The sequence below is a fragment of the Stenotrophomonas sp. 05N37 genome, from assembly GCF_056397365.1.
Window position 1 is genome coordinate 804,559 of sequence record NZ_JBFTNG010000002.1, and the last position, 26,263, is coordinate 830,821.

The window sequence follows — 26,263 nt, forward strand, 5'->3', positions numbered from 1 at the left end:
TTTACCAAGGTTCAGGTCCCAGGATGTGCCCCCCAGTTGCGCCTTCCCCCCGATTTCGTATCACCACCCCCTCCGTACGGATGCATGCCATGACCACCTCCAACTCCACTTCCCCACGTTTCACCCGACGGCTGGCCATGGTCGGTGTGTCCGTCCTGGCCGCCGCCGTCCTGGCCGCCTGCAGCGGTGGCCACGCCGAAGAAGCCGGCATGCCGCCGCCGCCGTCGGTCAGCGCCGCCCCGGTGCTGGTCAAGCAGGTCAGCCAGTGGGATGACTTCAGCGGCCGCGTCGAGGCGGTGCAGAGCGTCGAGCTGCGCCCGCGCGTGTCCGGCTACATCGACAAGGTCAACTACGTCGAAGGCGACGAGGTGAAGAAGGGCGATGTCCTGTTCACCATCGACGCGCGCAGCTACCAGGCCGAGTACGACCGTGCCCGCGCCGAGCTGGCCCGCGCCCGCACCCAGTCCACGCTGGCCCGCAGCGAGTCCGACCGCGCCAAGAAGCTCTCCGAGCAGCAGGCGATCTCCACCGAAACCTGGGAGCAGCGCCGCGCCGCGGCCGACCAGGCCGGTGCCAGCGTGCAGGCCGCGCAGGCCGCGCTGGATGCCGCCGCGCTCAACCTGGAGTTCACCAAGGTGCGCGCGCCGATCAACGGCCGTGCCGGGCGCGCGATGGTGACCGCCGGCAACCTGGTCACCGCCGGCGACAGCGCCAGCGTGCTGACCACGCTGGTTTCGCTGGATACGGTGTTCGTGTACTTCGATGCCGACGAGAGCACCTTCCTGCGGTACGCGCAGATGGCGCGCAAGGGCGAGCGCCCGAGCGAGCGCGACAGCGACCTGCCGGTCAAGGTGGGCCTGTCGGGCGAGGAGGGCTTCCCGCATGAGGGCAAGGTCGACTTCCTCGACAACCAGGTCACCCGCAGCACCGGCACCATCCGCGTGCGCGCGCTGCTGGACAACGCCGACCGCACCTTCACCCCGGGCCTGTTCGCCCGCGTGCAGCTGCTGGGCAGTGGCCAGTTCCAGGCCATGCTGATCGACGAGAAGGCCGTGCTCACCGACCAGGACCGCAAGTACGTCTACGTGGTCGACAAGGACGGCAAGGCGCAGCGCCAGGACATCACTTTGGGCCGCAACGCCGACGGCCTGCGCATCGTGCAGCAGGGCCTGAAGGCCGGCGACCGGGTGATCATCGACGGCGTGCAGAAGGTCTTCATGCCCGGCATGCCGGTACAGGCCAAGGCCGTGGTCATGCAGCCCGCTGCGGCACCCGCTGTTGCGTTGAATTGAAGGGCAGCCGACTGACCGTCGGCCCTACATAGCAGCCGACCCCACCGTCGGCTCTACCGTGTCTGCCAGCGCCCCGTGCAGGGGAGCCCGCCACCGCTGTCGCCTGCGACAGCGGCCGGGGTCGTGCACGCCGGCGTTGGTGAAACCCCAGGAATCCACCCATGGACTTTTCCCGTTTCTTCATCGACAGGCCGATTTTCGCGGCGGTGTTGTCGATCGTGATCTTCGCCGCCGGCCTGATCTCCATCCCGATGTTGCCCATCGGTGAGTACCCGGAAGTGGTGCCGCCGTCGGTGGTGGTGCGTACCGTGTATCCCGGCGCCAACCCCAAGGTGATCGCCGAAACCGTGGCCACCCCGCTGGAAGAGGCGATCAACGGCGTCGAGGGCATGATGTACCTCAAGTCGGTGGCCGGCTCCGATGGCGTGCTGCAGATGACCATCACCTTCCGCCCGGGCACCGACCCGGACGATGCGGCGGTGAAGGTGCAGAACCGCGTCGCCCAGGCCCAGGCGCGCCTGCCCGAGGACGTGCGCCGGCAAGGCGTCACCACCCAGAAGCAGTCGCCGACCTTCCTGATGGTGGTGCACCTGACCTCACCCAAGGGCAAGTACGACACCCTCTACCTGCGCAACTACGCGCGCCTGCACGTCAAGGACGCGCTCGCGCGCATCCAGGGCGTGGGCGATGCGCAGATCTTCGGCGGTGGCGACTACGCCATGCGCGCCTGGCTGGACCCGGACAAGGTCGCCGCCCGCGGCCTGACCGCCAGCGACGTGGTCGGCGCGATGCGCGAGCAGAACGTGCAGGTCTCGGCCGGCCAGCTCGGTGCCGAGCCGATGCCCAACAGCCAGTTCCTGACCCTGATCAACGCGCAGGGCCGCCTGCGCAGCGAGAAGGAGTTCGGCGACATCGTGCTCAAGAGCGGTGCCGACGGTGAAGTGGTGCGCCTGTCCGATGTGGCCCGCGTGGAGCTGGGCGCCGGCGACTACACCCTGCGCTCGCAGCTGGACGGCAAGAACGCGGTCGGCATCGGCATCTTCCAGGCCCCCGGCGCCAACGCGCTGGACATCCGCGACGCGGTGATGGCCAGCATGGACGAAATGCAGAAGTCCATGCCGGACGACGTCAAGTACGAGGCGGTGTACGACACCACCATCTTCGTGCGCGACTCGATCAAGGCCGTGGTCTCCACCCTGCTCGAAGCCATCGCCCTGGTGGTGCTGGTGGTGATCCTGTTCCTGCAGACCTGGCGCGCCTCGATCATTCCGCTGATCGCCGTGCCGGTGTCCATCGTGGGTACGTTCGCCGCGCTGTACCTGCTGGGCTTCTCGATCAACACGCTGAGCCTGTTCGGCCTGGTGCTGGCGATCGGCATCGTGGTCGATGACGCGATCGTGGTGGTGGAAAACGTCGAACGCAACATCGAGGAAGGTCTCACCCCGCTCGCGGCCGCCCACCAGGCGATGCGCGAAGTGTCCGGTCCGATCATCGCCATCGCGCTGGTGCTGTGCGCGGTGTTCGTGCCGATGGCGTTCCTGTCCGGCGTCACCGGCCAGTTCTACAAGCAGTTCGCGGTCACCATCGCCATCTCCACGGTGATCTCGGCGATCAACTCGCTCACCCTGTCGCCGGCCCTGGCCGCGCGCCTGCTCAAGCCGCACGGTGCGCCGAAGGATGCCCCGACCCGCATCATCGACCGCCTGTTCGGCTGGGTGTTCCGCCCGTTCAACCGTTTCTTCAAGTCCAGCTCGGAGAAGTACGAGCGCGGTGTGTCGAAGATCCTCGGCCGGCGTGGCGCGGTGTTCGTGGTGTACGCGGTGCTGCTGGTCGGTACCGGCTTCATCTTCAAGCTGGTGCCGCCGGGCTTCATTCCGACCCAGGACAAGCTGTACCTGATCGCCGGCGTGAAGCTGCCGGAAGGCTCCTCGATCGCGCGTACCGATGAAATGCTGCGCAAGGTCGCCAAGATCGCCCAGGAAACCGAGGGCGTGGCCCACACGATCTCGTTCCCGGGCCTGAACGCACTGCAGTTCACCAATACGCCCAACACCGGCGTGGCGTTCATCCCGCTCAAGCCGTTCAACGAGCGCCATGGCCGCACCGCCGCGCAGATCAACGCCGAGATCAACCAGAAGATCGCCGGGCTGCAGGAGGGCTTCGCCTTCGCCATGATGCCGCCGCCGATCCTCGGCCTGGGCAACGGCAACGGCTACCAGATGTTCATCGAAGACCGCGGCAACCTCGGCTACGGTGCGCTGCAGAACGCCGTGCAGGCGATGCAGGGCGCGGTGTCGCAGACCCCGGGCATGGCGTTCCCGATCACCAGCTACCAGGCCAACGTGCCGCAGCTGGATGCCGAAGTGGACCGGGTCAAGGCCAAGGCGCAGGGCGTGCAGCTGACCGAGCTGTTCGACACCCTGCAGACCTACCTGGGGTCGTCGTACGTCAACGACTTCAACCAGTTCGGGCGTACCTGGCAGGTGATCGCCCAGGCCGACGGCCAGTTCCGCAACAGCGTGGAAGACATCGGCAAGCTGCGTACCCGCAACGACCGTGGCGAGATGGTGCCGATCGGTTCGATGGTGACCGTCAAGGAAACCTTCGGCCCGGACCCGGTGCTGCGCTTCAACGGCTACCCGGCGGCCGACCTGGCCGGCGAAGCCGACCCGCGCGTGCTGTCCTCGGCCGAGGCGATGAACAACCTCACCGCCATCGCCGCCAAGGTGCTGCCGGTGGGCATGACCACCGAATGGACCGACCTGAGCTACCAGCAGGCCACCCAGGGCAAGGCCGCCTTCATCGTGTTCCCGGTGGCGATCCTGCTGGCGTTCCTGGTGTTGGCTGCGCTGTATGAAAGCTGGTCGCTGCCGCTGGCGGTGATCCTGATCGTGCCGATGACCCTGCTGTCCGCGCTGTTCGGCGTGTGGCTGACCGGCGGCGACAACAACGTGTTCGTGCAGGTCGGCCTGGTGGTGCTGATGGGCCTGGCGTGCAAGAACGCGATCCTGATCGTCGAATTCGCCCGCGAGCTGGAGATGGGCGGCAAGGGCATCGTGGAAGCCGCGCTGGAAGCCTGCCGCCTGCGTCTGCGTCCGATCGTGATGACCTCCATCGCCTTCATCGCCGGCACCGTGCCGCTGGTGCTCTCCCACGGTGCCGGCGCGGAAGTCCGCTCTGTCACCGGCATCACGGTGTTTGCCGGCATGCTGGGCGTGACCCTGTTCGGCCTGTTCCTGACCCCGGTGTTCTACGTGGCCCTGCGCAAGTTCGTCAGCCGTAATGGCGGCGGCCAGCTGGTGACCCACGGCGCACCGACCATCCACCATTGATCCCGTCCCCCGCGAGGTTTTTCACATGAATACCGCTACCCAAACGATTGCCCTGGTCACCGGTGCCACCCGCGGCATCGGCCTGGAAACCGTCCGCCAGCTGGCCCAGGCCGGCGTGCATACGCTGCTGGCCGGGCGCAAGCGCGACGTCGCCGTGGCCGAGGCCCTGAAGCTGCAGGCCGAAGGCCTGCCGGTGGAAGCGATCCAGCTCGACGTCGGCGATGCCGCCAGCATCGCCGCCGCCGTGCAGACCGTCACCGAGCGCCACGGGCGCCTGGACATCCTGGTCAACAACGCCGGCATCCTGCTCGATGACCCCAAGCTGGCGCCGTCGGCGCAGACCCTGGACACCTGGCGCACCACCTTCGACACCAACGTGTTCGCGGTGATCGCCGTCACCCAGGCCTTCCTGCCGCTGATCAACGCCTCGCCCGCCGGCCGCATCGTCAACGTGTCCAGCATCCTCGGCTCGCTGACCCTGCACAGCCAGCCCGGTTCGCCGATCTACGGCTTCGCGGTGCCGGCCTACAACGCCTCCAAGAGTGCGGTGAACGCCTGGACCGTGCAGCTGGCCTACGAGCTGCGCGAGAGCACCACCAAGGTCAACACCGTGCACCCGGGCTACGTGAAGACCGACATGAACGCGGGCGAGGGCGAGATCGAGATCAGCGAAGGCGCGCGCTCCAGCGTGGGCATGGCACTGATCGGTGCCGACGGCCCCAACGGCAGCTTCACCTACCTCGGCGAGGTGCTGCCATGGTGATCCGCCTGTTGACCGTGGCCGTGACCAGCGCGCTGCTGGCCGGCTGCGTCAGCGTCGGCCCCAACTACCAGGCGCCACCGGCACAGCCGGTGACCCTGCAGGGCGCGGCCGCGCCGGTGTTCAGCACCACCTCGCCGGTGGCCAGCTGGTGGGCGCAGTTCGACGATCCGGTGCTGGAGCAACTGGTGCATGACGCACTGGGCGACAACCTGGACCTGCGCATTGCGATGGCCCGCGTGCGTGAAGCGCGCGCGGTGTTCGTCGAGCAGCGCCTGGACCAGTTGCCGCACGTCACCAGTGGTGGCAGTTACGACCGCCGCAAGCAGCCCGACGCCAGCCTTGGCGGCGAGCGCGTCTTCAGCGAGACCTACCAGCTCGGCTTCGACGCCGGCTGGGAACTGGATCTGTTCGGTCGCCAGCGCCGTGCCGCCGAAGCGGCGCGCGCCGACCTCGGTGCAGAGCAGGACAACCTCGCCGATGCGCAGGTCACCGTGGCGGCGGAAGTGGCACGCAACTACTTCGAGCTGCGTGGCACGCAGAAGCGCATCGACGTGGCCAAGCGCACCCTGGTCAACCTGCGCGACACCCAGCGCCTGACCGAAGCGCGCTGGGAACTCGGTGCGGGCAGCGAGCTGGACGTGCAGAGCAGCCGCGCGCGCTTGAAGGCGATCGAAGCGGACATCCCGCTGCTGGAAGTGGCCGAAGTGCAGTCGCGGCATCGCCTGGCGGTGCTGCTGGGGCAGCGCCCGGATGCACTGGATGCCCTGCTGCAACCGCGCGAGGTCCCGGCCTATGCCAGGCAGTTGCCGCTGGGCGACACCACCGACCTGCTGCGCCAGCGCGCCGACGTACGCAGTGCCGAGCGTCGCCTGGCGGCGGCGACGGCACGCGTCGGCGTGGCCACCGCCGACCTGTTCCCGCGGATCAGCCTCACCGGGTTCGTCGGGTTCCTGTCCGGCGACGCCAGCGGCCTGGTCAACGGGGCCAACAAGGCCTGGTCGGTGACGCCGTCGATCAGCTGGGCCGCGTTCGATTTCGGCACCGTGCGCGCGCGGCTGCGCGCCAGCAAGGCACAGGCCGACGGAGTGGCCGCCGAGTACGAAAAGGCGGTGCTGCTGGCACTGGAAGACACCGAGAACGCCTTGACCCGCTATGCCAAGCAACAGGCCCGGCTGGGCATCGTTGCCGAGCAGGCGCAGGCCGCACGACGTGCCGAGCAGCTGGCGCAGATCCGCTATCGCGAGGGCTCGGAGGACTTCCTGACCCTGCTCGATGCGCAGCGCACCCAACTGGCGGCCGATGATGCGTTGGCGGCGGCCGAATCCACGGTCAATGTCAGCGTGGTTGGCGTGTACAAGGCCCTGGGGGGTTGGGGCCAGCAACAGGACGCGGCGCCGCCGGCGGTGGCCGGCACGCTGCGTTGAGGTGACACGGGGGGCGGCATCTGGCCGCCCTCCCGTGTGTCGGCCGTCGGAGTTCGCAAAGACGCCGCGTCGGCAATGCCGCCATTGGCGGCTTTGCCCCTGACGCACGCATCCCTCCGGGTGCTACAAGATTTCTCTTTTCCAGGGAGGGACGCTATGGGCGGACATGACCGATGGCGCACCGGGTCGATCGCCGGCCTGCGCGCGCGGGCGGCGATGTCACCGGCGGTGATCGTGCTGCTGGTGCTGGCCGCATTGGCGGTGGCCCTGGGGTTCGGCCGGCTCCCGGATCAACTGCTGGACATCGGCGTGCTGCTGGTAGGCGTGTTCCTGGCCGTGGTCGCGCGCATCTGCCAGGCGCGCGACCAGCACCTGGTGTTGAGCCGCCTGCTGGGCGAGGGGCACCGGCAACGCCGGTACTGAGCGCTAGTCCCAGTGGTTGGCCGCGGCCCGCCCGTCATCATCGCGCATGCGCACGATGCAGAAACGGTGGCCGGTCGGCGCTTCCATCACCCACCAGCGTTTGACGAACCCGATCCGGCGCGCGCCGAGCGCTTCCAGCCGGTCGGCCTCGGCATCGATGTCGTCGCTCTCGATATCCAGATGTACCCGCGAGGCATGGGGCACCCGCTGCACTTCCACGTTCAATCCCGCCGGCGCGCCCTGCAGATCCGCATACTCGGCGCCTTCTTCGCGATAGGCCGGCGCGGCCCGGTAGCCGAGCGCGGCGGACCAGAACGCGGCGGCCTGGTCGGCGGGCGTGTCCTGGCAATCAATGATGAAACCGGCGAGGCGACTGCGGTGGGCCATGGCGGCGGTCTCCAGGGGGAATCCCGGCTGTATCGCACCCGGCGCATCCACGCCGCGTGAGGTGGCCCGGGCGCCCCTTGCCGCCGCGGTCACGGCGGCTGCGCGATCCTGCCGGCCACCGCTCACAGCCCATGACGAGGACCGCCGATGCGCACGACTTCGCTCGCCGCCGGGTGCCTGCTGGCCTTGGCCGCCGCCGCCAGTGCACGCGCCAACGATCCGCTGGTCGGCCCGGGCGAGGCGATCGCCAAACAGCTGCCCAAGCCCTATGCCACCCGCTCGGCGCAGGTGAATTCCAAGGTGATCGGTTGGCCGCAGGGTCGCACCCCGACGGCGCCGGCGGGATTCCAGGTCAGCGCCTACGCGCGTGATTTCGACAACCCGCGCTGGATGACGCTGCTCGACAATGGCGACGTGCTCGTGTCCGAGGCCAGGACCGGGGCCAACAGCGCCAACCGCATCACCCTGCTGCGCGATGCCGACGGCGATGGCGTGCCGGAACTGCGCACTACCTTCCTGGCCGGTCTCAACCAGCCGTTCGGCATCCTCCAGCGCGGCAACCAGTTCTACGTGGCCAACACCGACGGCGTCTGGGTGTATCCGTACCAGCCGGGCCAGACCAGGATCACCGCGAAGGGCCGCAAGATCCTGTCGCTGCCCGCCGGCGGCTACAACAATCACTGGACCCGCAACATCGTGGCCAGCCCCGATGGCCAGTACCTGTACGTGACCGTGGGTTCGGCCAGCAACAACGGCGAATATGGGCTGGAGAACGAAAAACGCCGCGCCAACATCCTGCGCATCCGGCCCGATGGCAGTGGCGAAACCATCCATGCTGCCGGCCTGCGCAATCCCAACGGCATCGCCTTCAAGAATGGCCGCATGTGGACCGCGGTCAACGAGCGCGACGAACTGGGCGACAACCTGGTGCCGGACTACATCACCCAGGTAGAGCCAGGCGGCTTCTATGGCTGGCCCTATGCGTACTACGGCGCCAACGAAGATCCGCGGTTGGCCGGCAAGGCACCGGCGCTGGTCAAGAAAACCCGCGTGCCCGATTTCGCGGTGGGGCCGCACGTGGCGGCGATGGACATTACCTTCTATGACGGCACGGCGTTCCCGGCCCGCTACCGTGGCGGCGCGCTGGTGGGCCTGCACGGGTCATGGAATCGCGCCACGCTGTCCGGTTACAAGGTGCTGTTCGTGCCCTTCAGCGGCGACACGCCCAGCGGCCAGGCCGAAGAGTTCCTCAGCGGCTTCGTGGCCGAGGGCGGTAGCGCGCAGGTCTACGGCCGGCCGGTGGACAGCCTGGTCCTGAAGGACGGCAGCGTGCTGGTCACCGACGACGCCGGCAACACGGTCTGGCGTGTCAGCTACGCTCCCGAGGCCACCGCCGTACGGTAAGGCGGTGGCCCCCGGCGCGCCGGCTCAACGGCCGGGCGCGGCCGGGAAGCGCAGGTCGGCCTGCACCGGGAAGTGGTCCGATGGCAGCACGCCGCCGGGCCGGTCGTCCAGCGTGCTGAAACGGTCCACGCGGAAACCGCGGACCAGGATCCAGTCCAGCTCCACGGTCGGCTTGCCGCTGAAATCGTGGAAGGTCAGGCGTGGGCCATCCACCTTGCCGGCCAGCCTGCGTGCATCGCCGAGTGCGCGGGTGAAGGCCTGGTAGGTGGTGCTGCCCGGCTCACTGTTGAAGTCGCCGGTGACCACCACCGGGATGTCCTTGGGTAGCGCTGCCAGGCGGTCGACGATCAGCCGTGCGCCCAGCACGCGGCGCGGCTCATCCTCGTCGCGATAGGGCAGGTGGGTGTTGAGCAGGTAGAAGCGCTTGCCGTCGGCCTGGCGCTGGAACAGCGCCCAGGTGACCATGCGCGGCATCAGGTTGCCCCAGGTGATGCTGCCGGCCACGTCCGGCGTATCGGACAGCCAGAAGTTGCCCGACTCGACCACCGTCAACTGCGCGCTGTCGTAGAACACGCCCATGTGCTCGTCGCCCTTGCCGCCCCGCCGGCCTTCGCCGAACCAGCGGTAGCCGGGCAGGTGCTTGACCAGGTAGTCGGCCTGTTTTTCCACCAGCTCCTGGGTGCCGAACACAGCCGGATGCTGGTCGCGAAGCAGCGCCACCATCGCATCGCGACGGTCTTCCCAGCGCCGGCCGGGCTCGGTATCCACCGGCGTGCGCACGTTGAAGGACATCACCCGCAGCGGGGCGTCGGTCTGGGCCAGGGCGTGGCCGGCCGGCAGCGACAGGGCCATCAGCGCCAGCAGCGCCAGCAGCGCGGTACGACGAAAACGAGACAACATTGGAATCCCTCCATCCCATGAAAACGTTTCCCGAAGGGTCGCACGGAAACGGGGCAGGGGGAATTGCACGCATTGGCGGCTGGAGCGCCGGGCGCAGGGTTGCGTCGCCCGCTCAGGTGGCCAGCAATGCCCAGCCGATCAGGCTGTTGATGACGATCCCCAGCAGCAACACCCAGGCCGTCGACAGGACCGTGTTGAGCCACGAGCGCTGCAGCGTCATCTTCAGCCAGCGGGCCTGCACCACCGCATACCAGAGCAGCGACAGTACCGACACGACAATGCCGGCCTGGGTCGAGAGCTCCCCCGGCAGCCGCACGAACACCATGCTGGTGGACAGTGCCACCGCGAACGGCGCGGTCAGGTAGCACTGCACGAAGAACGGGCCGCGCAGGGACTCACGGGTGATCGGCCGCTGCCTGCGCCGCAGCAGGTGCACGCTGCAGATGAGCGGCCATACCGCAAAGGTGATCGAGCGGTACAGCAGCAGGCCTTCCTCGTTGCCGAACAAGGTGCGCGACAACTGCCCGGTGCCGGTCACCTGCTGGTGCATCAACAGCTCCACCCCGTGCGCCACCAGCACCGCCAGCATCAGGAACATCGGCGGGCTGATCGCATCGTCGAACTGGTTTTCCAGCTTCTGGGTAAGCTCGGTATGCACGTACTGCGCCATCTGCCGTGGCCGCACCACCACCCGGTACAGCGTGCGCGGGAAAAACAGGAACCAGGTGCAGAGTTCGTAGAGGAACTCTTCCAGCGATCGGAGCAGTTTGAGGAAGTCCATCCCGAGGTCCCTGCGAGGAAAAAACCGGACGCGCCGGGCCGGCCCGACGCCGGGATCAGCGGATGGCCACCGTCAGCGTGTGCGGGGCCTTTTCACCGCGCCGTGCCTGTGCGCGCATCTGGTACACCTGCACCACATACGTGCCGGAGGCGGGCAGGGCACCGCTCCAGCGCCGCTTCTCATCACTGTTGCCGAGCGCCTCGCCCTCGCCGGGCACCACACCCGGGGCGAACACGTTGAAGCTGGCGTTGGCGCTGCCGCCCAGGGTGACCGTCATGGTCTGCCCGGCGCGTGCGGCCACCGTGTAGCGCACCGTGTCGTAACCGGAAAGCGTGCCACGCAGGGTGGCGCTGCTGGTGCCCTTGGCGAAGTGCACGGGCGTGGTGGTGACCGTATCGGCGGCGCCGGCCAGGGTCGGTGCCATCGCGAGCAGGGCGGTCAACAGGATCGAACGGAACGGGGTCATGGCAATCCTCGCGCGCCCGGGAGGGAGGCGCAGTGCGCCGAGCATGATGGGCAGGGCATCAAGGGGGTGTCGACGCTGCCCGGTCATCGCGCACGCCCCGGGGCCGTCGGCACCGGAGCGGCGCAGCCGGTGCCAAGGAGGGGTAACCTTGGCGGTTCCCTTCTTGAACAACAGGCCCCCCGATGGATTACCAGCTTGTGATCAAGTTCTGGCGAGCGTCGCTGGACGACGAGGCCTTCCTGGCCACCCTGGAAGCCGAGTTGCGTACGGCGCTGGGCAGTGCCGCGACCCTGGACGGCTATGACGTCAGCGCCAAGGAGATCAACCTGTTCATGTTTACCGCCGATCCGCGCCCCACCTTCCGCCGGGCCAAGGACGTGTTCGAACGCCTCGGCGTGCTGCGCAGTGTGTCGGCGGCATACCGACTGGTTGGCGGCGCGCAGTTCACCTCGGTGTGGCCGCTGCGCATGGCGCGCAAGTTCACCCTGCCCTGAGCAGTAGTGAGGCGGTTTCATCCTGCCCGTGAGCAATGACATGGACATACAGAATCGATATCGCGGTGCGCTGCTGGGCCTGGCCTGTGGCGATGCGGTGGGTACCACGCTGGAATTCCAGCCGCGCGGTAGTTTCGAACCGTTGACCGACATGGTCGGCGGGGGCCCGTTCGAGTTGCAGCCGGGGCAATGGACCGACGACACTTCGATGGCGATGTGCTTGGCCGAGAGCCTGGTGCGCTGCGACGGTTTCGACCCGCGCGATCAGATGAACCGCTACGTCAACTGGTACCAGCACGGGTACTGGAGCTCGACCGGCAGCTGCTTCGATATCGGCGTGGCCACGCGCGCGGCCCTGCACAGCTTCCTGGCCACCGGCGAGCCGCTGGCCGGCAACCCGGCCGCCAGCAGCGCCGGCAACGGCTCGATCATGCGCCTGGCCCCGGTGGTGCTGCGCTACGCCGGCACTGCCGAGCTGCAGGACATGGCGGTGCTGAGTTCGCGCACCACCCATGCCGCGCTCGAGTGTCTGGAGGCCTGCCGCCTGCTGGCGGTGGCGATCGAGCGCGCCTTGCAGGGGCAAGGCAAGGCAGCGGTGCTGGACCTGCGCGCGGTGGCGGTCAGCAGCCCACGGCTGGGTGCCATCGCCGCCGGAGGTTACCGCGCGCTGCCGCGTGAGCAGATCCGTGGCAGCGGCTACGTGGTGGACAGCCTGGAGGCGGCGCTGTGGTGTTTCGCCTGCCACGACAGCTTCGCCGACATGGTGCTGGCGGCGGCCAACCTCGGCGATGACGCCGATACCACCGCGGCGATCGTCGGCCAGCTGGCGGGCGCCTTCCATGGCGCCGCGGGCATTCCGGGCCACTGGCTCGAACGGCTGCACGAGCGCGAGGCTATCCAGGCGCTGGCCGACGCGCTGCTGGAGCGGCATGGCGGGATGCTGGACTGACGCCGCTGCGCGGCGTCGCTACGCCCCTACCGCGACCACCTTGTCACTGCACAGCGCATCCTCGCCGCCGAAGCGGTAGGCGACCAGCGGCTCCCCCGGCAGGGCGGCGCTGTAATCCACGCAGCAGGCCGTGGCCGAGATGACGCCCGGCCTGCCGCTGAACCCGTAATGCCCGAAAAAGACCGGCTTGGCCTGGTCGTAACGGGCGATGGCGCTGTCCCACCAGCGCACGCGCGTGCGGTGACGGACGATGCCTTGCTTGTCGGTAAAGGACACCGGCGCGGGCAGCGCTATCTCCAGGCCCTTGCAGCTCGCCTCCACCGCGACGACCGCCACGCTGTCCTTGCGGCTGGCGGCCGGCACCAGTTCCGGGGTAAGGGTGTTGCCCGGGCCCAGCCGGTCGGCGATCGCCGCCATCGAGGCCGGGTGCCGGCAGGCGTGCACCCGGCGCAACTGGTCGGTTTCGATCCACAGCGGCAGGGTCATGAACCACTGCACCCACTCCCGGTGCACTGCGCTGTCCACCACCACCTCGTCGAGGAAAGCGCGGTGCCGGGCATGGTTGCCGGGTCCGCGCGTCCGCAGGTGTTCGCCGGGCCGTTCCGGGTCCTGCGTCGCGTAGGCAATGCCGTTGAACTCGTGGTTGCCCATGATCGCGTCGGCACTGCCGGCATCCACCATGCGCCGCACGATGTCCAGTGTTTCCAGTTGCCCGGGGCCGCGGTCGATCAGGTCGCCCACGAACCGCGCGCTGCGCTCCGGGTGCCGCCACGCGCCCATGCGCTCGCGGTACCCCAACTGCTTGAGCAACGCCTTGAGTTTCCCGCCTGACCGTGGATGTCACCCATGATGTCGTGTCCCATGCCTGCATTCCAGCGGCGGGCGTGGGCGTGCGGATCGCTGCAGTAGAGGGCGCGCGGTGGGGTGCAGTTACCGCGCATCATTAGAAACTGTGATGCATGCAAATTATTGCCGGCATATTGGACACTGCCATATACCTGTGTTATCAAGCGCTGGCCGGGATACTCCCGGTAAACCCGCACAGCCATCAAAGGAGTGAAAGATGAAACGATTCGCACGAGCATTGCGCGTCAGCCTCAATATTCATCCGAACGAGAAAAGCAGTGTGTGGAATACCTGGCCGCTCTGGATCGAGTTCTGATTCCCCGTTGATCCAACGGGTTTGAACGGTAGCAAGACGAAGGGACTCGTCTTCGAGTCCCTTCTTGCCGGAGGCGTGCATGGAAGGGATGTCGCAACAGGTTGGCGGCGTGGCCGCCGAGCGCCTGGCCGCCCGCGTCGAGCGCGAAGGCCCGGTCTTGAAACTGGAGACCGGCGGCATCGGCGTGTTCTGCCCGGAACTGGCCGGCCGGGTCGACAAGGAAAACTCGGAACAGTTGTTCGTCGTGGAATCGCTGGCCGACCTGTTCCGCCGCCACGAGCGCGTGCGCTGGTCGGAAGTGCGAAGCCTGATTGCCACCCGCAGCGCCGAACTGACCGGCGCGGACACCCTGCGCGCCCTGCAGGGCCGGATGCGCGCCGCCCTCGATGCGGTCTGTGGCATCGAGGGCGATGCAATGCCCGCCGTGTGGAATGTCATGTCCTTCCCGCTGATCCCGCTGGTGATCGACGGGCTCACCGAGCGCGAGCAGGCGGCGGTGCAGTGCGCGTTGCGGCTGCGTTTCACCACGCAGGTGGAGCAGGTCATCCATACCCGCCATCTGCTGCGCAACTTTCTCATCGGCCGTGGCGAGTCCAGCGCGATCCGGGCCGAACTCAAGCGCCGGCTGCGCGACGGCCATGCGCATCTTGATTATGCGCAGCCGCTGCTGGGCCTGCGCGACCGGATTGGCCTGGATAAAGTCATCTATCTGGTGACGGTACAGTTGATCGCCATTTCCGGCGTGCCGGGCATGATGGCCGCGTGCCTGTTGCTGGCCCTGCAGATGCACCCGGCGTGGCGGGAGAAAATCGAGGCGGAGTTCAGGCCGCTGACCGATGCGGAGATCCACGCGCTGCCGATGGCGCGCATCCCGTGCACGATGCGCTTCCTCAAGGAAGTCATGCGGCTGTATTCAACGCCGTTCAACAATCGCCGCGTGGCCGTCTGCGACCTGGAGGTCAACGGGCATGCGATTCCCGAAGGCAGCGTCTACGAACTGAGCTCCTACATCCAGCACCGCTCGGCAGCGCACTGGGACCATCCGCAGGTGTTCGATCCGGACCGCTGGTTGCCGGAGCGACGCCGCCGCACCGCCGGCATCTACGTGCCCTACGGGTTCCCCTCGCGCTCGTGCGTGGGCTCGGCGGTGGGCAACGCGCAGTTGATCCTGCTGTGCGCGCTGCTGGCGCGCGAGTACCGCTTGACGCCCTCGGCCAGCTACCGGCCGGAGGTGCGGATGGAGGGCTTTGCGATCCCCGCAGCATTGCATGGGACGTTCTGCAGGCAATAAAAAAGCCGGAAGCCCTGTCACCAGGAACTTCCGGCTTCTTTCCGGTCCCGAAGGACCGGTCGTATGGTGGAGGTGGGCGGAATTGAACCGCCGTCCGAAGGCACTCCATCCCCGGTTCTACATGCTTAGCGCACCGTTGGATCTCATCCTGTGGCAGCACGGCGTGCAAAGCGCACCCCAGGACCAGCCTGCTTTAGTTAAGTCGTGACTGACAGGCAGCCATCACAACCGGTTCCGTGATAATGACCCTACATCTACGAGCACGGGCACAAGTAGGTTCGGGGGTTCGCCTTAGGCGGCTGTAGAACTAAAGCAACTGCTGCTGTTTAGGCGGCGATTGCGAAGTCCGAACCGTAGTTGTCGTCGTTGGCAACTAGAAGTTTGCTGCTGGATTAACGAGGAAAGCTGCCCCCTCGGCATGCACCAAGTAACTTCACAACCCCCGTCGAAACCAATGCACCCCCGGTTTCTTCAAGAACCGCAAGACATCTGGCGACCCAGACGCTACTTGACGGGGCCGATGCTACTCCAAAGACGCTGAACAGTCACGCGCGGCGTTGCCGCGCAGGGGCGTCGTAGCCAATCCGAGGGGCCCTTTGTTAAGGTTTCTGAAATTTCGCCAGGACGCCATGGAGGCGGCTCCGCATGATCAAACCCCTGTACATTGCAGCGCTTGTCGGGCTGTCGCTTACCGGCTGTGCCACGTTCGAATACGGCACGCCTTATGCGCCGGTGCAGGCAGTACCGGACAAAGCCACCGTGGTGGTGTATCGGGCGAAGGCTGGCTTCCTGGCGCCGCTGGGCAAGGCGCCGATGCCCTTCGAAGTGGATGGCGTGGCGCAGGGAGCGTTGAACCCGGACAGTTTCCGCACGCTGCACCTGGCGCCCGGTGATCGCCTCTTCAACGCGCGCAGCGGGGTGATCGATCTTCGCCGGCGCGCCGATCTGGTTGCCGGCACGGTCCAGTTTGTCCGCGGCAGCTGCTATTACGTGTTGACCGAGGCCTTCTGCAAGCTGGAGCCGGTGGAGGCGTCGGTGGGGCAGGCGGAAGTGGCCGGGCTGCGCGAGTCGGTGGGCAGCCGATAGACGGCCCTGCGTGGCAGGGCCGAGGGGTTCGGTCCGCTGCGCCCAGCGCGCCGGCGGCGTGGCCGGCGCCCCGTGACCGTAGTCAGTCCGCGCCACCGGCGGCACCGCCAGGTTGAACCGCAGGCAGCGCTGCACGCGGGCGGCCGGTGCAGCCACGTTCATTAGGGGTGGCAGACGGCGTCGCTCTGGTGCGCGATCAGTGCCGGCAACGTGGCCAGGCAGCTGCTTCCCTGAGAATCTCGATCGGGCTTCCGTGCCCGTCCGCGGACCGCTGCGGGCGGAGCTTCAGCGCTTGCCTTCGCGCTGCCGCTTGCTGTCGGCCTGGTGCTTGGCCTTGAGCTTGCGCTGGTGGTTCTGCTCGTTGCGCAGGCTGATGGCCTGCTTGCGGGCTTCCGGCTGCACCTGCACCGTCAGGGCGTCGATGCGGGCGATCAGGCGGCGGTGTTCCAGGCTGTCGTAGGTCTGGTTTTCCGAGGCGTCGCGCTTGGCGTTGCGGCCCAGGTAGGTGAGCACCTTGAGCAGCGCGGCCGGATCCATCGCGCGGGTCAGTTCGGCGAAGATCGATTCGTATGCGGCGACGTCGGCCTGGAGCTCGGCGGTTGGATCCGCGCTCGGGGCGGTGTCCTGGGGGATTTCCTGTGTCACGCAATGCTCCAGACGGGTAATAGGCGGGGATTCTGACACTTGTGTGTGCACTGCGGGAAATCGCGCTGCCTGGCCGCGTCGTCGCCCCATTCCGCCCGACCGCGACAAACCCCTGCAACCTGGCGCATAACCGCCGCGCCGGTGGCGGTAGAGGCTGGCGGTGTCGTGACTGTTCCCTGCAGCACGGCACGGCAGCGCCGCCAGCCCCCCTTTGCGGGCGGCGCTGCCCCTTCTTTCTTTCATGGAGAGCCAGAATGGGCATCATCGACGGACAGCCGTTGGCAGTGGATCGGACGCACGCGGCGCTGGCGCGCCTGGAATCGGATGTGATCTTCGGGTGCGTGTTCCTCGGTTTCGTCACCCACATGCTCGGCAGCGGCGAGACGCCGCGTTGGGACGTGGACAGTGGCGATGAGGACGCGGGCAGGCAGCAGGCCGACCTGCAGGACGTATTGAACCGGATCGGCGCGCTGACCGGGGTCGAGGGCGCGGTCGTGCAGGCCGGCAAGAGTCCCACCTACGACGGTGGCCAGGCGCTGCAGCTGGCGATCGCCTCGCCGTTGCAGGACGGCAAGGCGCACGCGGGCAGCGTGCAGTGGTCGCGGCATGTGGCCGACCACATCAGCAGGATCGTGACCAGCAAGAAGAGCTGGCTGTTTGGCCTGATCACCCGCAGCGGCCCCTCGGAGCTGCTGGAGTTCACCCTGGACAACGAGCGTGGCGCCTACTACGGCATCGTCGACGATCCGGCCAACACGGTGCCCAAGGTGATCAGCTCGGTGCGCCGGCTGATCCCCTACGGCAGTGAAGGGGGCCGCTGGCGGTACGGCATGGAGTACCACGGCCTGATCGGCTACGACAGCGAGGCCACCCTGCACACGGCACGGACCACGCCCAAGCAGGCGGGCTCGATCGAGCCCACCGGGCTGATCGGCAGCTGGGACGGGCGCGGCAAGGTCTGTGGCTATTGCCACGGCATGGTCTGGGCGCTGGCCGAGGTGCGCTGCAACTACCCGCAGGGCAAGCCGTTCGAGCTGGCGCTGGGCAAGCAGACGCACAAGCTGTCCTCGTGCTTTGGCTGCAGCACCTTCCAGCTGGCCAACGGCCGCGTGGCCAGTTCGATGCACCTGGGTCGCTCGGAGTCCTGGGTGCCGCTGCCCGAGGACGAGAACGCCACCGCGCCCTTCAGCACTGGACTGGCCGTGGAGAGCGTCGACGGGCAGGTGGGCGCCAAGGAGCGCCGCGACCGCGAGGTCTTCGCCGACATGAACAAGGCCTGGGCCGAACACGTGGCGGCCTGGCTGTTGATGGGCGCCGAGCGGGTGCGGCGGGCCGGCCGGGGGACCTTTTCGGCGCAGGTGCTGGAGACGGCGGCGGCGCTGTCCGCCGAGGCAGGGCGGCGCAGCCAGCGCGGGGCGGCCAACCTGTTCCTGGATGCGCTGACAGTGCACGACAAGGACCTGAACCGGCTCAAGCGGTTCCTCGACCCCGCGCCGCACTGAGCGGCGCAGCCGCCGGCAGTCTCTGCCGGCGGTGCTGTCGCGCGCAGGCGCGGCGGGGCAGGGCGCCGGCCGCCGTGGCTCAGAGCCGCTTGCGCAGGTACAGCCGCTGGTGGCCCGGCGGAAAGTCCTCGAGCCGGCCGAAGATCGCGTAGCCCTGCTTGAGGTAGAAGCCCTCGGCCTGCCAGGAAAACGTGTCGAGCATGACCGAGTGCGCCCCGAGGGCGCGTGCCTGTTGTTCGGCATCGGCGAGCAGGGCGTGCCCCAGCCCGAGGCCGCGATGGCGCTCGTCCACCCACAGGGCGTGCACGCTCAGCCAGCCGCCGTAGACATCGGCGACCAGGCCGGCGCAGGGCGTTCCGTGCGCATCGCGGATCACGCGGTTGAGCGCCTGGTCATCCAGCGCCGCCCCGCAGGCGGCACGGTTGAAGGCGCGCAGACCGGCGAACACCGCCGCCGCGTCGTCGGCACCGGCCGGCTCGATACGGGGCGACGCGTGCGGGCCGGGCATCAGGCGTCGCGGTTGTGGCGGCGCATGGTCCGCGACTTTTCGCGGGCCCAGTCGCGGTCCTTCTCGGCGTCGCGCTTGTCGTGGGTCTGCTTGCCCTTGGCCAGCGCGACCTCGAGCTTGATCTTGTTCTTGCTCCAGTACATCGCCGTCGGCACGATCGTGTAACCGTCGCGCTCGACCTTGCCGACCAGCTTGTCGATCTCGCTGCGATGCAGGAGCAGCTTGCGCTCGCGGCGGTCGTTGGCGACCACGTGGGTGGAGGCCTGGATCAACGGGGTGATCTGGGCGCCGATCAGGAAGATCTCGCCCTGCTTGACGTACGCGTAGGCGTCCACGATGTTGCCGCGCCCGGCGCGGATCGACTTGACCTCCCAGCCCTGCAGGGCCAGGCCGGCCTCGAAGCGATCTTCGATGTGGTACTCGTGACGGGCACGCTTGTTGAGCGCGATGGTTTTGTTGGCCGTCGCGCCCTTTGCTTTATCCTTGCCGCTGTTCTTGCTCATTTCCCTATTGTCTCCGATTCGGGCACGCCCGGTCGATTCATCTGACATCTGTATCGCATGCCCACAATCCGCCGTAGTGCCCTGGTCGAACATTCGGCTGCCCGTATGTTCGATCTGGTCAATGATATCGAGGCCTATCCGCGCCGGTTCCGCTGGTGCTCGGCGTCGCAGATCCTGGAATCCGCGCCGGACCGCCTGGTGGCGCGCCTGGACCTGGGGCTGGGGTCGTTCTCGACCTGGTTCATGACTGAAAACACCTTGCAGCGCCCGAGCAGCATCGACATGCAGCTGCGCGATGGTCCGTTCAAGCGCCTGCACGGCCGCTGGGAGTTCCATGCACTGGCCGAGGAGGCCTGCAAGGTGACCCTGACCCTGGAGTTCGAGCCAAACTCGCGCCTGCTCGGGCCGGCGCTGGCACTGGGCTTCCAGGGCCTGGCCGACCGCATGGTCAATGATTTCGTGCGCGTTGCCGACGGGCAGGGCTGAGCCGTGATCAGCGTGGAGGTGGTACTGGCCTGGCCCGACCGCGTGGCGTCGCGCCAGGTGCAGCTCCCCGATGGGGCGACGGTTGCCGACGCCATCGCGGCTGCCGCGCTGGACGGCAGTGACGCCTGCCCGGCGGTGGCCGTGCATGGGTTGCTGGCCCGGCCGCTCCAGCTGCTGCGCGATGGGGACCGGGTGGAACTGCTGCGCCCCCTGCTGGCCGACCCGAAGGACAACCGCCGCCGGCGCGCACGCGCCGGCAGCTGAATGCGCCTGCCGCCTCAGCGGCCGCCGCGCTTCTTCTTGTCCTTGGCCAGGTTGCGACCGAACTGGCGCACCGTGGTCTTGGCCAGGTCGGCGTCGTTGTTGGCGAAGTACTCGCCGTCCCAACGGGTCACCGCGTCATTTTCGAAATACACCGTGAAGTTCTTCACTTCGGTCTGGCCCAGGCGGTTCACGCGCTGGCTGGCGGTGTAGTCCCAACGCTGGGCGTGGAACGGATCCGGGATCGAGGGGGTGCCGAGCAGCGCGTTGACCTGCTGCTTGCTCTGGCCCACCTGCAGCTGACCGACGGCCTGCTCCCGGACCAGGTTGCCCTGATAGATGGGTTGCTTATAGATGATGCCGCAGCCCGTGGTGGACAGGGCAACGGCGGCGACCAGCAGGAGATTGCGCATCGGAAAGGGCGTTTGGGGAAATCCAGTCGATGATACACTCACGACGCGTCGCCGCGACCCAATCCGAGGCAGCTGGCGCTAAATCGCCAATGAACGGAGAACTATGGAAACCCACGACCTGCGTAAAGTCGGCCTGAAGGTGACCCATCCGCGGATGCGGATCCTGGCGTTGCTCGAACAGCGCAATGCCCAGAACCACCAGCACCACATGACCGCCGAGGACATCTACCGCCAGCTCCTGGAGCATGGTGACGAGATCGGCCTGGCCACGGTGTATCGCGTGTTGACCCAGTTCGAGGCCGCCGGCCTGGTGCTGAAGCACAATTTCGAAGGCGGCCAGGCCGTCTACGAGCTGGACCGCGGCGGCCACCACGACCACATGGTGGACGTGGACAGCGGCAAGATCATCGAATTCGAAAGCCACGAGATCGAAGAACTGCAGCGCAAGATCGCGGCCGATCACGGGTACGAGCTGGAAGAGCACTCGCTGGTGCTTTACGTGCGCAAGAAGCGTCGGTAACGACCCGGCGGCCGGTCATCGGACCGCCGCAGGCCAGCAGATCGCGTGACTGGACCCCGGGCCCTGGCCCGGGGTTCCTGCGTTTCAGCGTGCGCACACCGGGACGGCGTCCGGCAACAGGGCCTGCAGGTCCACCGCCGCCGCCATCGCGTGGTTGCCGGCATCGCCGGGGTGCAGGTGATCGCCGGAATCGAAGGCGGCGGCCAGGCGTGCCGGATCGGCGGGATCGCGCAGCACCGCGTCGAGGTCGATCACCGCATCGAAGGGACTGTCGCTGCGCAGCCAGGCGTTGAGTTGCCGGCGCAGGGCGTCCTTGTCTGGCTGGTAATAGTCCTCCAGCGGGGTGCCGGGCAGCGCACCGGCGAACGGCGGCAGGGTGGCGCCGAGGATGCGCACGCCGCGGGCATGGGCGCGCGCGACCAGACTGCGATAGCCGGCCTGCAACTGGGCCAGTGACGGCGCCGGTTCGGTGCGGGCGAAGGCGGTGCCAGGCCAGCCGATGTCGTTGGTTCCGAGCAGTACGATCACGCTGGCGAGGCCGGGTTGGTCGAGCACATCGCGCTGGAAACGGGACAGGGCGGCCTCGCCCATGCCATCGCGCAGCAGGCGGCCCCCGGAGATGCCGGCGTTGACCACGGCAACGCCCTGCGGCGCCACCCGCGCGGCGAGGTGGTCGGTCCAGCGCTGGTCGCGGTCCAGGCTGGCGGTCGCACCATCGGTGATCGAATCGCCGATCACGGCCACGCTGCGTGCGCAGGCGGCCCGCTCCACATCCATCCCCGAGACGAACAGGCGGGCGGTCGTGGTTGCCGCGTCTGTCAGTGCCGGGGCCAGGGTCTGGTCACCGGCGGCGAACGCGGCGGTCTGCCGGCCGTCCCAGTGAAAGGTCTGCAAGGGCGTGCGCCCGGCGACGTAGACGCTCACCTGCACCGCCTGCAGATCGCGGGTTGCCAGTGCCAGCGGGTCGCTCACGCGTTCCTCGCCGGGGCCGATCACCACGTCGGCGCGCCCATCGAAGGCGAGTGCCAGCGGCGTCCGGCCCGGGCCGGCGGCGGCACTGGCAGCATCGATCCGCAGGGGCTGTTGACCATACGTATTGCTCAGGCGGACCCGCAATTGGCGGCCACCCAAGCTGAGGCGCACGGTCTGGCGGAACGTCTGCGCGGCCAACTGATCGGGAATCAGCGTAGGGAACAGGAACCGTGCGTTCCAGACCGGTTGCGGGCTGGCCTGCCAGCTGGCGACCCATGCTGGCGACGGCACGGCGGCCGCCGCCGCGGCGGTCGAGGAGGCGAGCAGGGTGGTGGCGACAAGGCGGGTGAGTGCGTGCATCGGGTGATCCATCGGCGGGGGAACCCCATGGTGATTCGCCAGGCACCTGTGAACTAGACTGCTCACGGACAATCATCTGTGAACTGGATTCATCCCATGGCAGGCACCGACATCAACCGTTCCGGCGAACTGGAAGTCTTCGTCCGGGTCATCGACAGCGGCGGCTTCTCGGCGGCGGCGCGCTCGCTGGAGTTGAGCCCGTCGGCGGTCAGCAAGCTGGTGTCGCGGCTGGAGCAGCGGTTGGGCACGCGCCTGCTGCAGCGCTCGACGCGCCAGGTGCAGCTCACCCCGGAAGGTTGCGCGTTCTACGAGCGCGGGCTGCGGGTGCTGGCCGATCTGGACGAGGCCGAGCGCTGCGCCAGCGCCCATGCCGAACCGCGCGGGCGCCTGCGGGTCAATGCGAACGTGCCGTTCGGGCACCACTTCCTGCTGCCCTTGCTGCCCGAGTTCCTGGTCCGGCATCCACAGGTCGGGGTGGACGTGGTGCTGACCGACGAGGTGATCGACCTGCTCGAACAGCGCACCGACGTGGCGGTGCGGGCCGGGCCGTTGAAGAGTTCCCGCCTGGTCGCGCGACGATTGGGGGCGACGCGGATGATGATCGTGGCGGCGCCGGCCTACGCCGCCCGGCACGGCCTGCCGCAGAGCGCGGAGGCATTGCTGGCGCACAACCGCCTCGACATCGGCCACCCGCGCGCGCTGTCGGGCTGGCCGCTGCTCGTGGACGGTCAGCGCCGGGTGGTGCCCATCGACGGCAGTGCCCGGGCCAGCGATGGCGAAGCACTGCGGCGACTGGCGCTGGGCGGGGTGGGCATGGCGCGGCTGGCGGCGTTCCAGGTGCAGGACGACATCGCGGCCGGGCGCCTGCTGCCGGTGCTGGAACAGGCCAACCCCGGCGACCTTGAGGAGGTGCACGCGGTGTTCCAGGGGCAGGGCGGCTACCTGCCGCTGCGGGTGCGCGCCCTGCTGGATTTCCTGGTGGAACGGGTCGACCTGGGACGGCCGCTGGGGTGAGCGGCGCCTGGCCGGCCGGCACCGCCAAGCGCCGGCCAGCGACCGCTGCCCGCCGTCAGACCTGCAGCAGCTTGCGGGCCGCGGCGCGGGCTTCCTTGCTGACTTCCACGCCGCCGAGCATCCGCGCCAGCTCTTCTTCGCGGGCCTTGGTGTCCAGCTTTTCCACCGCACTCTGGGTCATGCCGTCCACCGGTGCCTTGCTGACCCGGTAATGGGCGTGGCCCTTGGAGGCGACCTGCGGCAGGTGGGTGACGCACAGCACCTGGCGCTTTTCGCCCAGGGCCCGCAGCTTGTGCCCGACGATATCGGCCACGGCACCGCCGATGCCCGAATCGACCTCGTCAAAGACCATGGTGGGCACCGCGTCCAGGTCGAGCGCCGCCACTTCGATCGCCAGCGAGATGCGCGACAGCTCGCCACCGGAGGCGACCTTGCGCAGCGCGCGGGGCGGCTGGCCGGCATTGGCGGCGACCAGGAATTCGACCCGTTCGGCACCGTTCGGGTCCGGTTTGGACACCGCCTGCGGCTCGATCTCGATCAGGAACTGGCCGCCGCCCATGCCGAGCTCGCCGATCAGGGTGGTGGTGGTGTCCGAGAGCGCCTTGGCGGCCTTGCGGCGGCTGCTGCTGAGGACGTCGGCGACCACCTGCCATTGCCCGGCGGCCCGCTCGATTTCGCCGGCCAGCGCCTGCAGGCGCACGTCGGCGCCGCGAAGCTGTTCCACCTCGGCCTGCATCGCGTCGCGGTGTTCGCCCAGGCTTTCCATCGGCACGCGGTGCTTTCGGGACAGGTCGTGCAGCCGGCCCAGGCGGCGCTCGATGTCCTCGAACTGCTCGGGATCGGCGTCCAGGTCGCCCAACACGCGGTCCAGCAGGACCAGCGCTTCATGCAGCTGGATCACGGCGCTGTCGAGCAGGGCATCCACCTCGCCCAGGCGCGGGTCGTGCTCGGCCACGCGGGACAGCTCGTGGCGGGTCTGCTGCAACAGCTGCAGCGCCGAGGTGTCGTCGTCGCCGTTGAGGCGGGCCACGGCCACGTCGCAGGCGGCGATCAGCGCGCTGGCATGCGCCTGGCGACGGTGGCTGCTGCCGAGCTGCTCGATCGACGCCGGTTCCAGGTCTTCGCGTTGCAGTTCGCCCAGCTGGTGCTCCAGGTAGCCGATGCGGTCGCTGACATCGCCCTGGCGCGACAGCGACTCGGCCTCGTCCACCAGCGCCTGCCAGCGCGCGGCGGCCTGGCGGACCTGGCCGCGCTCGGCCTCGTTGCGGGCGAAGGCATCCAGCAGCGCCAGCTGCGAGGGCCGCGCCAGCAGGGCCTGCTGTTCATGCTGGCCGTGGATTTCGACCAGCGTGGCGGCCAGTTCGGTCAGCTGGGTCAGGGTGACCGGGCGCCCGTTGATCCACGCCCGCGAGCCGCCGTCGGCGCGGATGATCCGGCGCAGCTGGCACTGGTCCTCGTCGTCGAGCTCGTTCTCGCGCAGCCAGCGCCGCGCGGCGGCATCCGGTTCCGGGGCGAATTCGGCCGACAGCTCGGCGCGCGCGGCGCCGTGGCGGACCACGCCGCTGTCGGCGCGCAGGCCGGACAGGAAGCCGAGCGCGTCGACCATCAGCGACTTGCCGGCGCCGGTCTCGCCGGAAACCACGGTCATGCCCGGCCCGAATTCGAGTTCGGTAGCGCGGACGACGGCAAAATCCTTGATCGATAGATGTCTGAGCATGGTTGTCTGTTCTCGAGCCGCGCAAAGCTAGCATGGGTGGACGGCAGCACCAATGACTTGCCTTCGCTCCCCGCAGCCATTATCTAAGGTGGCGTCTCACAGGCTGATTCCATGCACCCATCTGCGTCACATCTTGCGCCCCGCGCCCGCCACCTGCTGCGGACGCTGATCGCACGCCACATCCAGGATGGCGAGCCGGTCGGGTCGCAGACGCTGGCGCGACTGGCCGGGTTGGATGTCAGCCCCGCCACCATCCGCAACATCCTGGGTGACCTGGAGGACCTGGGCCTGCTCAGCTCGCCGCATACCTCGGCCGGGCGGGTACCCACCGCGCACGGCTATCGGGTGTTCGTGGACAGCCTGGTCAAGATGCAGCCGCCCGGCGAGGGCGAGCTCAGCCGGCTGCGCACGGAACTGGCCACCGGCAACGGCACCCAGGCGCTGTTGGGCAGTGCCTCCGAGCTGCTCTCGGCCATGAGCCATTTCGTGGGCGTGGTCAGTGCGCCGCGGCGCGAGCAGTTCGCCTTCCGGCATATCGATTTCGTGGCCCTGGATGCGCGCCGGGTACTGGCGATCCTGGTGTTTGCCGACAACGAAGTGCAGAACCGGGTGATCGAGCCGCGCCGCGCCTTCGGCCCGGGGGAACTGGAGCAGGTGGCCAACTACCTCAATGCCAACTGTGCCGGGCGCCCGCTGGCCGAGATCCGCCAGCGGCTGTTGCTGGAACTGCGCGATGCGCAGTCGGAGATGGAGCAGTTGCTGGCCCACGGCATCGAGCTGGCCGAGCAGGCGCTGGTGCCGCCGGCCGATGACATGGTGCTGGCCGGCGCGACCCGGCTGATGGGCGTGCAGGACCTGTCCGACCTGGAGCGGTTGCGCGAGCTGTTCGACGTGTTCGCCAGCAAGCGCGAGATCCTGCAGCTGCTCGAGCGCACCATCCAGGCCCCGGGCGTGCGCATCTTCATCGGCGAAGAGACCGGGGTGATGCCGCTGGAAAGCGTATCGCTGGTGACCGCGCCGTATTCGGCCGGCGGCCAGGTGCTGGGCGTGCTGGGGGTGATCGGCCCCAAGCGGATGGCCTATGACCGCATGATCCCGCTGGTGGAGGCCACCGCCCAGGTGCTGGGGGCGGCGCTGGCGGACCCGGCGGGCGGCGGATTGTCCCGGGATCGGGCATAAAACCCGCCGCCGGGCTCTTGAATCCCGAC

General features: G+C 68.3%; 27 protein-coding genes and 1 other RNA gene. 16 read left to right on the forward strand and 12 right to left on the reverse strand.

What is annotated here, in order from left to right; all coding sequences use genetic code 11:
- Positions 1-89 precede the first annotated feature (89 nt).
- From AC1DGC_RS10330 to AC1DGC_RS10350, 5 genes are all read left to right on the forward strand, one after another.
- Positions 90-1,292, forward strand: coding sequence for an efflux RND transporter periplasmic adaptor subunit (locus tag AC1DGC_RS10330; protein ID WP_394164546.1), 1,203 nt, complete (start codon positions 90-92; stop codon positions 1,290-1,292).
- Positions 1,293-1,453: 161 nt separating this feature from the next.
- Positions 1,454-4,624 (forward strand): efflux RND transporter permease subunit, encoded by a 3,171-nt coding sequence (locus AC1DGC_RS10335; RefSeq protein WP_259208254.1) that lies wholly within the window; start codon positions 1,454-1,456, stop codon positions 4,622-4,624.
- Positions 4,625-4,649: 25 nt separating this feature from the next.
- On the forward strand, positions 4,650-5,387 hold the full coding sequence (locus AC1DGC_RS10340; protein WP_449334914.1) for an SDR family oxidoreductase: 738 nt from the start codon (positions 4,650-4,652) through the stop codon (positions 5,385-5,387).
- On the forward strand, positions 5,381-6,811 hold the full coding sequence (locus tag AC1DGC_RS10345) for an efflux transporter outer membrane subunit (protein ID WP_478047779.1): 1,431 nt from the start codon (positions 5,381-5,383) through the stop codon (positions 6,809-6,811). Before AC1DGC_RS10340 ends, AC1DGC_RS10345 begins: the two co-directional genes overlap by 7 nt.
- 156 nt (positions 6,812-6,967) lie before the next feature.
- Entirely contained in the window at positions 6,968-7,234 is a 267-nt protein-coding gene (locus AC1DGC_RS10350) for a hypothetical protein (RefSeq protein WP_259208261.1), read from the forward strand.
- A 3-nt stretch (positions 7,235-7,237) separates the two neighbouring features.
- On the opposite strand, the gene AC1DGC_RS10355 is transcribed toward AC1DGC_RS10350, so the two are convergent.
- Positions 7,238-7,621: a VOC family protein gene (locus AC1DGC_RS10355; RefSeq protein ID WP_259208616.1), complete on the reverse strand. Its 384-nt coding sequence runs from the start codon at positions 7,619-7,621 to the stop codon at positions 7,238-7,240.
- 147 nt (positions 7,622-7,768) lie between these two features.
- Here AC1DGC_RS10355 and AC1DGC_RS10360 point away from each other — a divergent pair, with 147 nt between their 5' ends.
- Positions 7,769-9,025, forward strand: coding sequence for a PQQ-dependent sugar dehydrogenase (locus tag AC1DGC_RS10360; protein ID WP_478047780.1), 1,257 nt, complete (start codon positions 7,769-7,771; stop codon positions 9,023-9,025).
- Between the two features lie 24 nt (positions 9,026-9,049).
- Here AC1DGC_RS10360 and AC1DGC_RS10365 read toward each other — a convergent pair whose 3' ends face one another.
- The 3 genes from AC1DGC_RS10365 to AC1DGC_RS10375 form a co-directional block, all read right to left on the reverse strand.
- Entirely contained in the window at positions 9,050-9,925 is an 876-nt protein-coding gene (locus tag AC1DGC_RS10365) for an endonuclease/exonuclease/phosphatase family protein (RefSeq protein WP_478047781.1), read from the reverse strand.
- Positions 9,926-10,037: 112 nt separating this feature from the next.
- Complete coding sequence (locus tag AC1DGC_RS10370) at positions 10,038-10,706, reverse strand: hypothetical protein (RefSeq protein ID WP_394164540.1); 669 nt, start codon at positions 10,704-10,706, stop codon at positions 10,038-10,040.
- Between the two features lie 55 nt (positions 10,707-10,761).
- Positions 10,762-11,172: a g-type lysozyme inhibitor gene (locus AC1DGC_RS10375; RefSeq protein WP_449334917.1), complete on the reverse strand. Its 411-nt coding sequence runs from the start codon at positions 11,170-11,172 to the stop codon at positions 10,762-10,764.
- Positions 11,173-11,354: 182 nt separating this feature from the next.
- Here AC1DGC_RS10375 and AC1DGC_RS10380 point away from each other — a divergent pair, with 182 nt between their 5' ends.
- Both AC1DGC_RS10380 and AC1DGC_RS10385 read left to right on the forward strand, forming a co-directional pair.
- A complete protein-coding gene (locus AC1DGC_RS10380) occupies positions 11,355-11,666 on the forward strand; it encodes a hypothetical protein (RefSeq protein WP_259208270.1) in 312 nt (103 codons plus the stop codon).
- 40 nt (positions 11,667-11,706) lie between these two features.
- Positions 11,707-12,615, forward strand: coding sequence for an ADP-ribosylglycohydrolase family protein (locus AC1DGC_RS10385; RefSeq protein WP_478047782.1), 909 nt, complete (start codon positions 11,707-11,709; stop codon positions 12,613-12,615).
- 18 nt (positions 12,616-12,633) lie between these two features.
- Here the strand turns inward: AC1DGC_RS10385 and AC1DGC_RS10390 are convergent, their stop codons facing one another.
- Positions 12,634-13,425, reverse strand: coding sequence for a metallophosphoesterase family protein (locus tag AC1DGC_RS10390; protein WP_478047783.1), 792 nt, complete (start codon positions 13,423-13,425; stop codon positions 12,634-12,636).
- 440 nt (positions 13,426-13,865) lie between these two features.
- Between AC1DGC_RS10390 and AC1DGC_RS10395 the strand changes: the two genes are divergently transcribed.
- Complete coding sequence (locus tag AC1DGC_RS10395; RefSeq protein WP_478047784.1) at positions 13,866-15,068, forward strand: cytochrome P450; 1,203 nt, start codon at positions 13,866-13,868, stop codon at positions 15,066-15,068.
- Positions 15,069-15,132: 64 nt separating this feature from the next.
- On the opposite strand, the gene ssrA is transcribed toward AC1DGC_RS10395, so the two are convergent.
- Positions 15,133-15,532: a transfer-messenger RNA gene (gene ssrA, locus AC1DGC_RS10400) on the reverse strand.
- A 181-nt stretch (positions 15,533-15,713) separates the two neighbouring features.
- On the opposite strand from ssrA, the gene AC1DGC_RS10405 reads away from it, so the two are divergent.
- Positions 15,714-16,154 (forward strand): hypothetical protein, encoded by a 441-nt coding sequence (locus tag AC1DGC_RS10405; protein ID WP_478047785.1) that lies wholly within the window; start codon positions 15,714-15,716, stop codon positions 16,152-16,154.
- A 285-nt stretch (positions 16,155-16,439) separates the two neighbouring features.
- Here AC1DGC_RS10405 and AC1DGC_RS10410 read toward each other — a convergent pair whose 3' ends face one another.
- Positions 16,440-16,799, reverse strand: coding sequence for a hypothetical protein (locus tag AC1DGC_RS10410; RefSeq protein ID WP_259208279.1), 360 nt, complete (start codon positions 16,797-16,799; stop codon positions 16,440-16,442).
- Positions 16,800-17,053: 254 nt separating this feature from the next.
- On the opposite strand from AC1DGC_RS10410, the gene AC1DGC_RS10415 reads away from it, so the two are divergent.
- Complete coding sequence (locus AC1DGC_RS10415) at positions 17,054-18,301, forward strand: hypothetical protein (protein WP_478047786.1); 1,248 nt, start codon at positions 17,054-17,056, stop codon at positions 18,299-18,301.
- 79 nt (positions 18,302-18,380) lie between these two features.
- Here AC1DGC_RS10415 and AC1DGC_RS10420 read toward each other — a convergent pair whose 3' ends face one another.
- Both AC1DGC_RS10420 and smpB read right to left on the reverse strand, forming a co-directional pair.
- Entirely contained in the window at positions 18,381-18,809 is a 429-nt protein-coding gene (locus AC1DGC_RS10420) for a GNAT family N-acetyltransferase (RefSeq protein ID WP_394164479.1), read from the reverse strand.
- Positions 18,809-19,312 (reverse strand): SsrA-binding protein SmpB, encoded by a 504-nt coding sequence (gene smpB / locus AC1DGC_RS10425; protein WP_259208285.1) that lies wholly within the window; start codon positions 19,310-19,312, stop codon positions 18,809-18,811. Before smpB ends, AC1DGC_RS10420 begins: the two co-directional genes overlap by 1 nt.
- 57 nt (positions 19,313-19,369) lie before the next feature.
- On the opposite strand from smpB, the gene AC1DGC_RS10430 reads away from it, so the two are divergent.
- Positions 19,370-19,798 (forward strand): type II toxin-antitoxin system RatA family toxin, encoded by a 429-nt coding sequence (locus AC1DGC_RS10430; protein WP_478047787.1) that lies wholly within the window; start codon positions 19,370-19,372, stop codon positions 19,796-19,798.
- 3 nt (positions 19,799-19,801) lie between these two features.
- Positions 19,802-20,062, forward strand: a complete 261-nt coding sequence (locus AC1DGC_RS10435) for an RnfH family protein (RefSeq protein WP_259208288.1) — start codon at positions 19,802-19,804, stop codon at positions 20,060-20,062.
- Positions 20,063-20,076: 14 nt separating this feature from the next.
- Here the strand turns inward: AC1DGC_RS10435 and AC1DGC_RS10440 are convergent, their stop codons facing one another.
- On the reverse strand, positions 20,077-20,472 hold the full coding sequence (locus AC1DGC_RS10440; protein ID WP_259208290.1) for an outer membrane protein assembly factor BamE: 396 nt from the start codon (positions 20,470-20,472) through the stop codon (positions 20,077-20,079).
- Positions 20,473-20,575: 103 nt separating this feature from the next.
- On the opposite strand from AC1DGC_RS10440, the gene fur reads away from it, so the two are divergent.
- Entirely contained in the window at positions 20,576-20,992 is a 417-nt protein-coding gene (fur, locus tag AC1DGC_RS10445) for a ferric iron uptake transcriptional regulator (RefSeq protein WP_259208293.1), read from the forward strand.
- Positions 20,993-21,076: 84 nt separating this feature from the next.
- Here the strand turns inward: fur and AC1DGC_RS10450 are convergent, their stop codons facing one another.
- Positions 21,077-22,324 (reverse strand): SGNH/GDSL hydrolase family protein, encoded by a 1,248-nt coding sequence (locus AC1DGC_RS10450; RefSeq protein ID WP_478047788.1) that lies wholly within the window; start codon positions 22,322-22,324, stop codon positions 21,077-21,079.
- Positions 22,325-22,420: 96 nt separating this feature from the next.
- On the opposite strand from AC1DGC_RS10450, the gene AC1DGC_RS10455 reads away from it, so the two are divergent.
- Positions 22,421-23,338: a LysR family transcriptional regulator gene (locus AC1DGC_RS10455; RefSeq protein ID WP_478047789.1), complete on the forward strand. Its 918-nt coding sequence runs from the start codon at positions 22,421-22,423 to the stop codon at positions 23,336-23,338.
- A gap of 55 nt (positions 23,339-23,393) precedes the next feature.
- On the opposite strand, the gene recN is transcribed toward AC1DGC_RS10455, so the two are convergent.
- Positions 23,394-25,055: a DNA repair protein RecN gene (gene recN / locus AC1DGC_RS10460; RefSeq protein ID WP_259208300.1), complete on the reverse strand. Its 1,662-nt coding sequence runs from the start codon at positions 25,053-25,055 to the stop codon at positions 23,394-23,396.
- A 111-nt stretch (positions 25,056-25,166) separates the two neighbouring features.
- Between recN and hrcA the strand changes: the two genes are divergently transcribed.
- Positions 25,167-26,234: a heat-inducible transcriptional repressor HrcA gene (gene hrcA / locus AC1DGC_RS10465; RefSeq protein ID WP_259208302.1), complete on the forward strand. Its 1,068-nt coding sequence runs from the start codon at positions 25,167-25,169 to the stop codon at positions 26,232-26,234.
- The last annotated feature ends 29 nt before the right edge of the window (positions 26,235-26,263 follow it).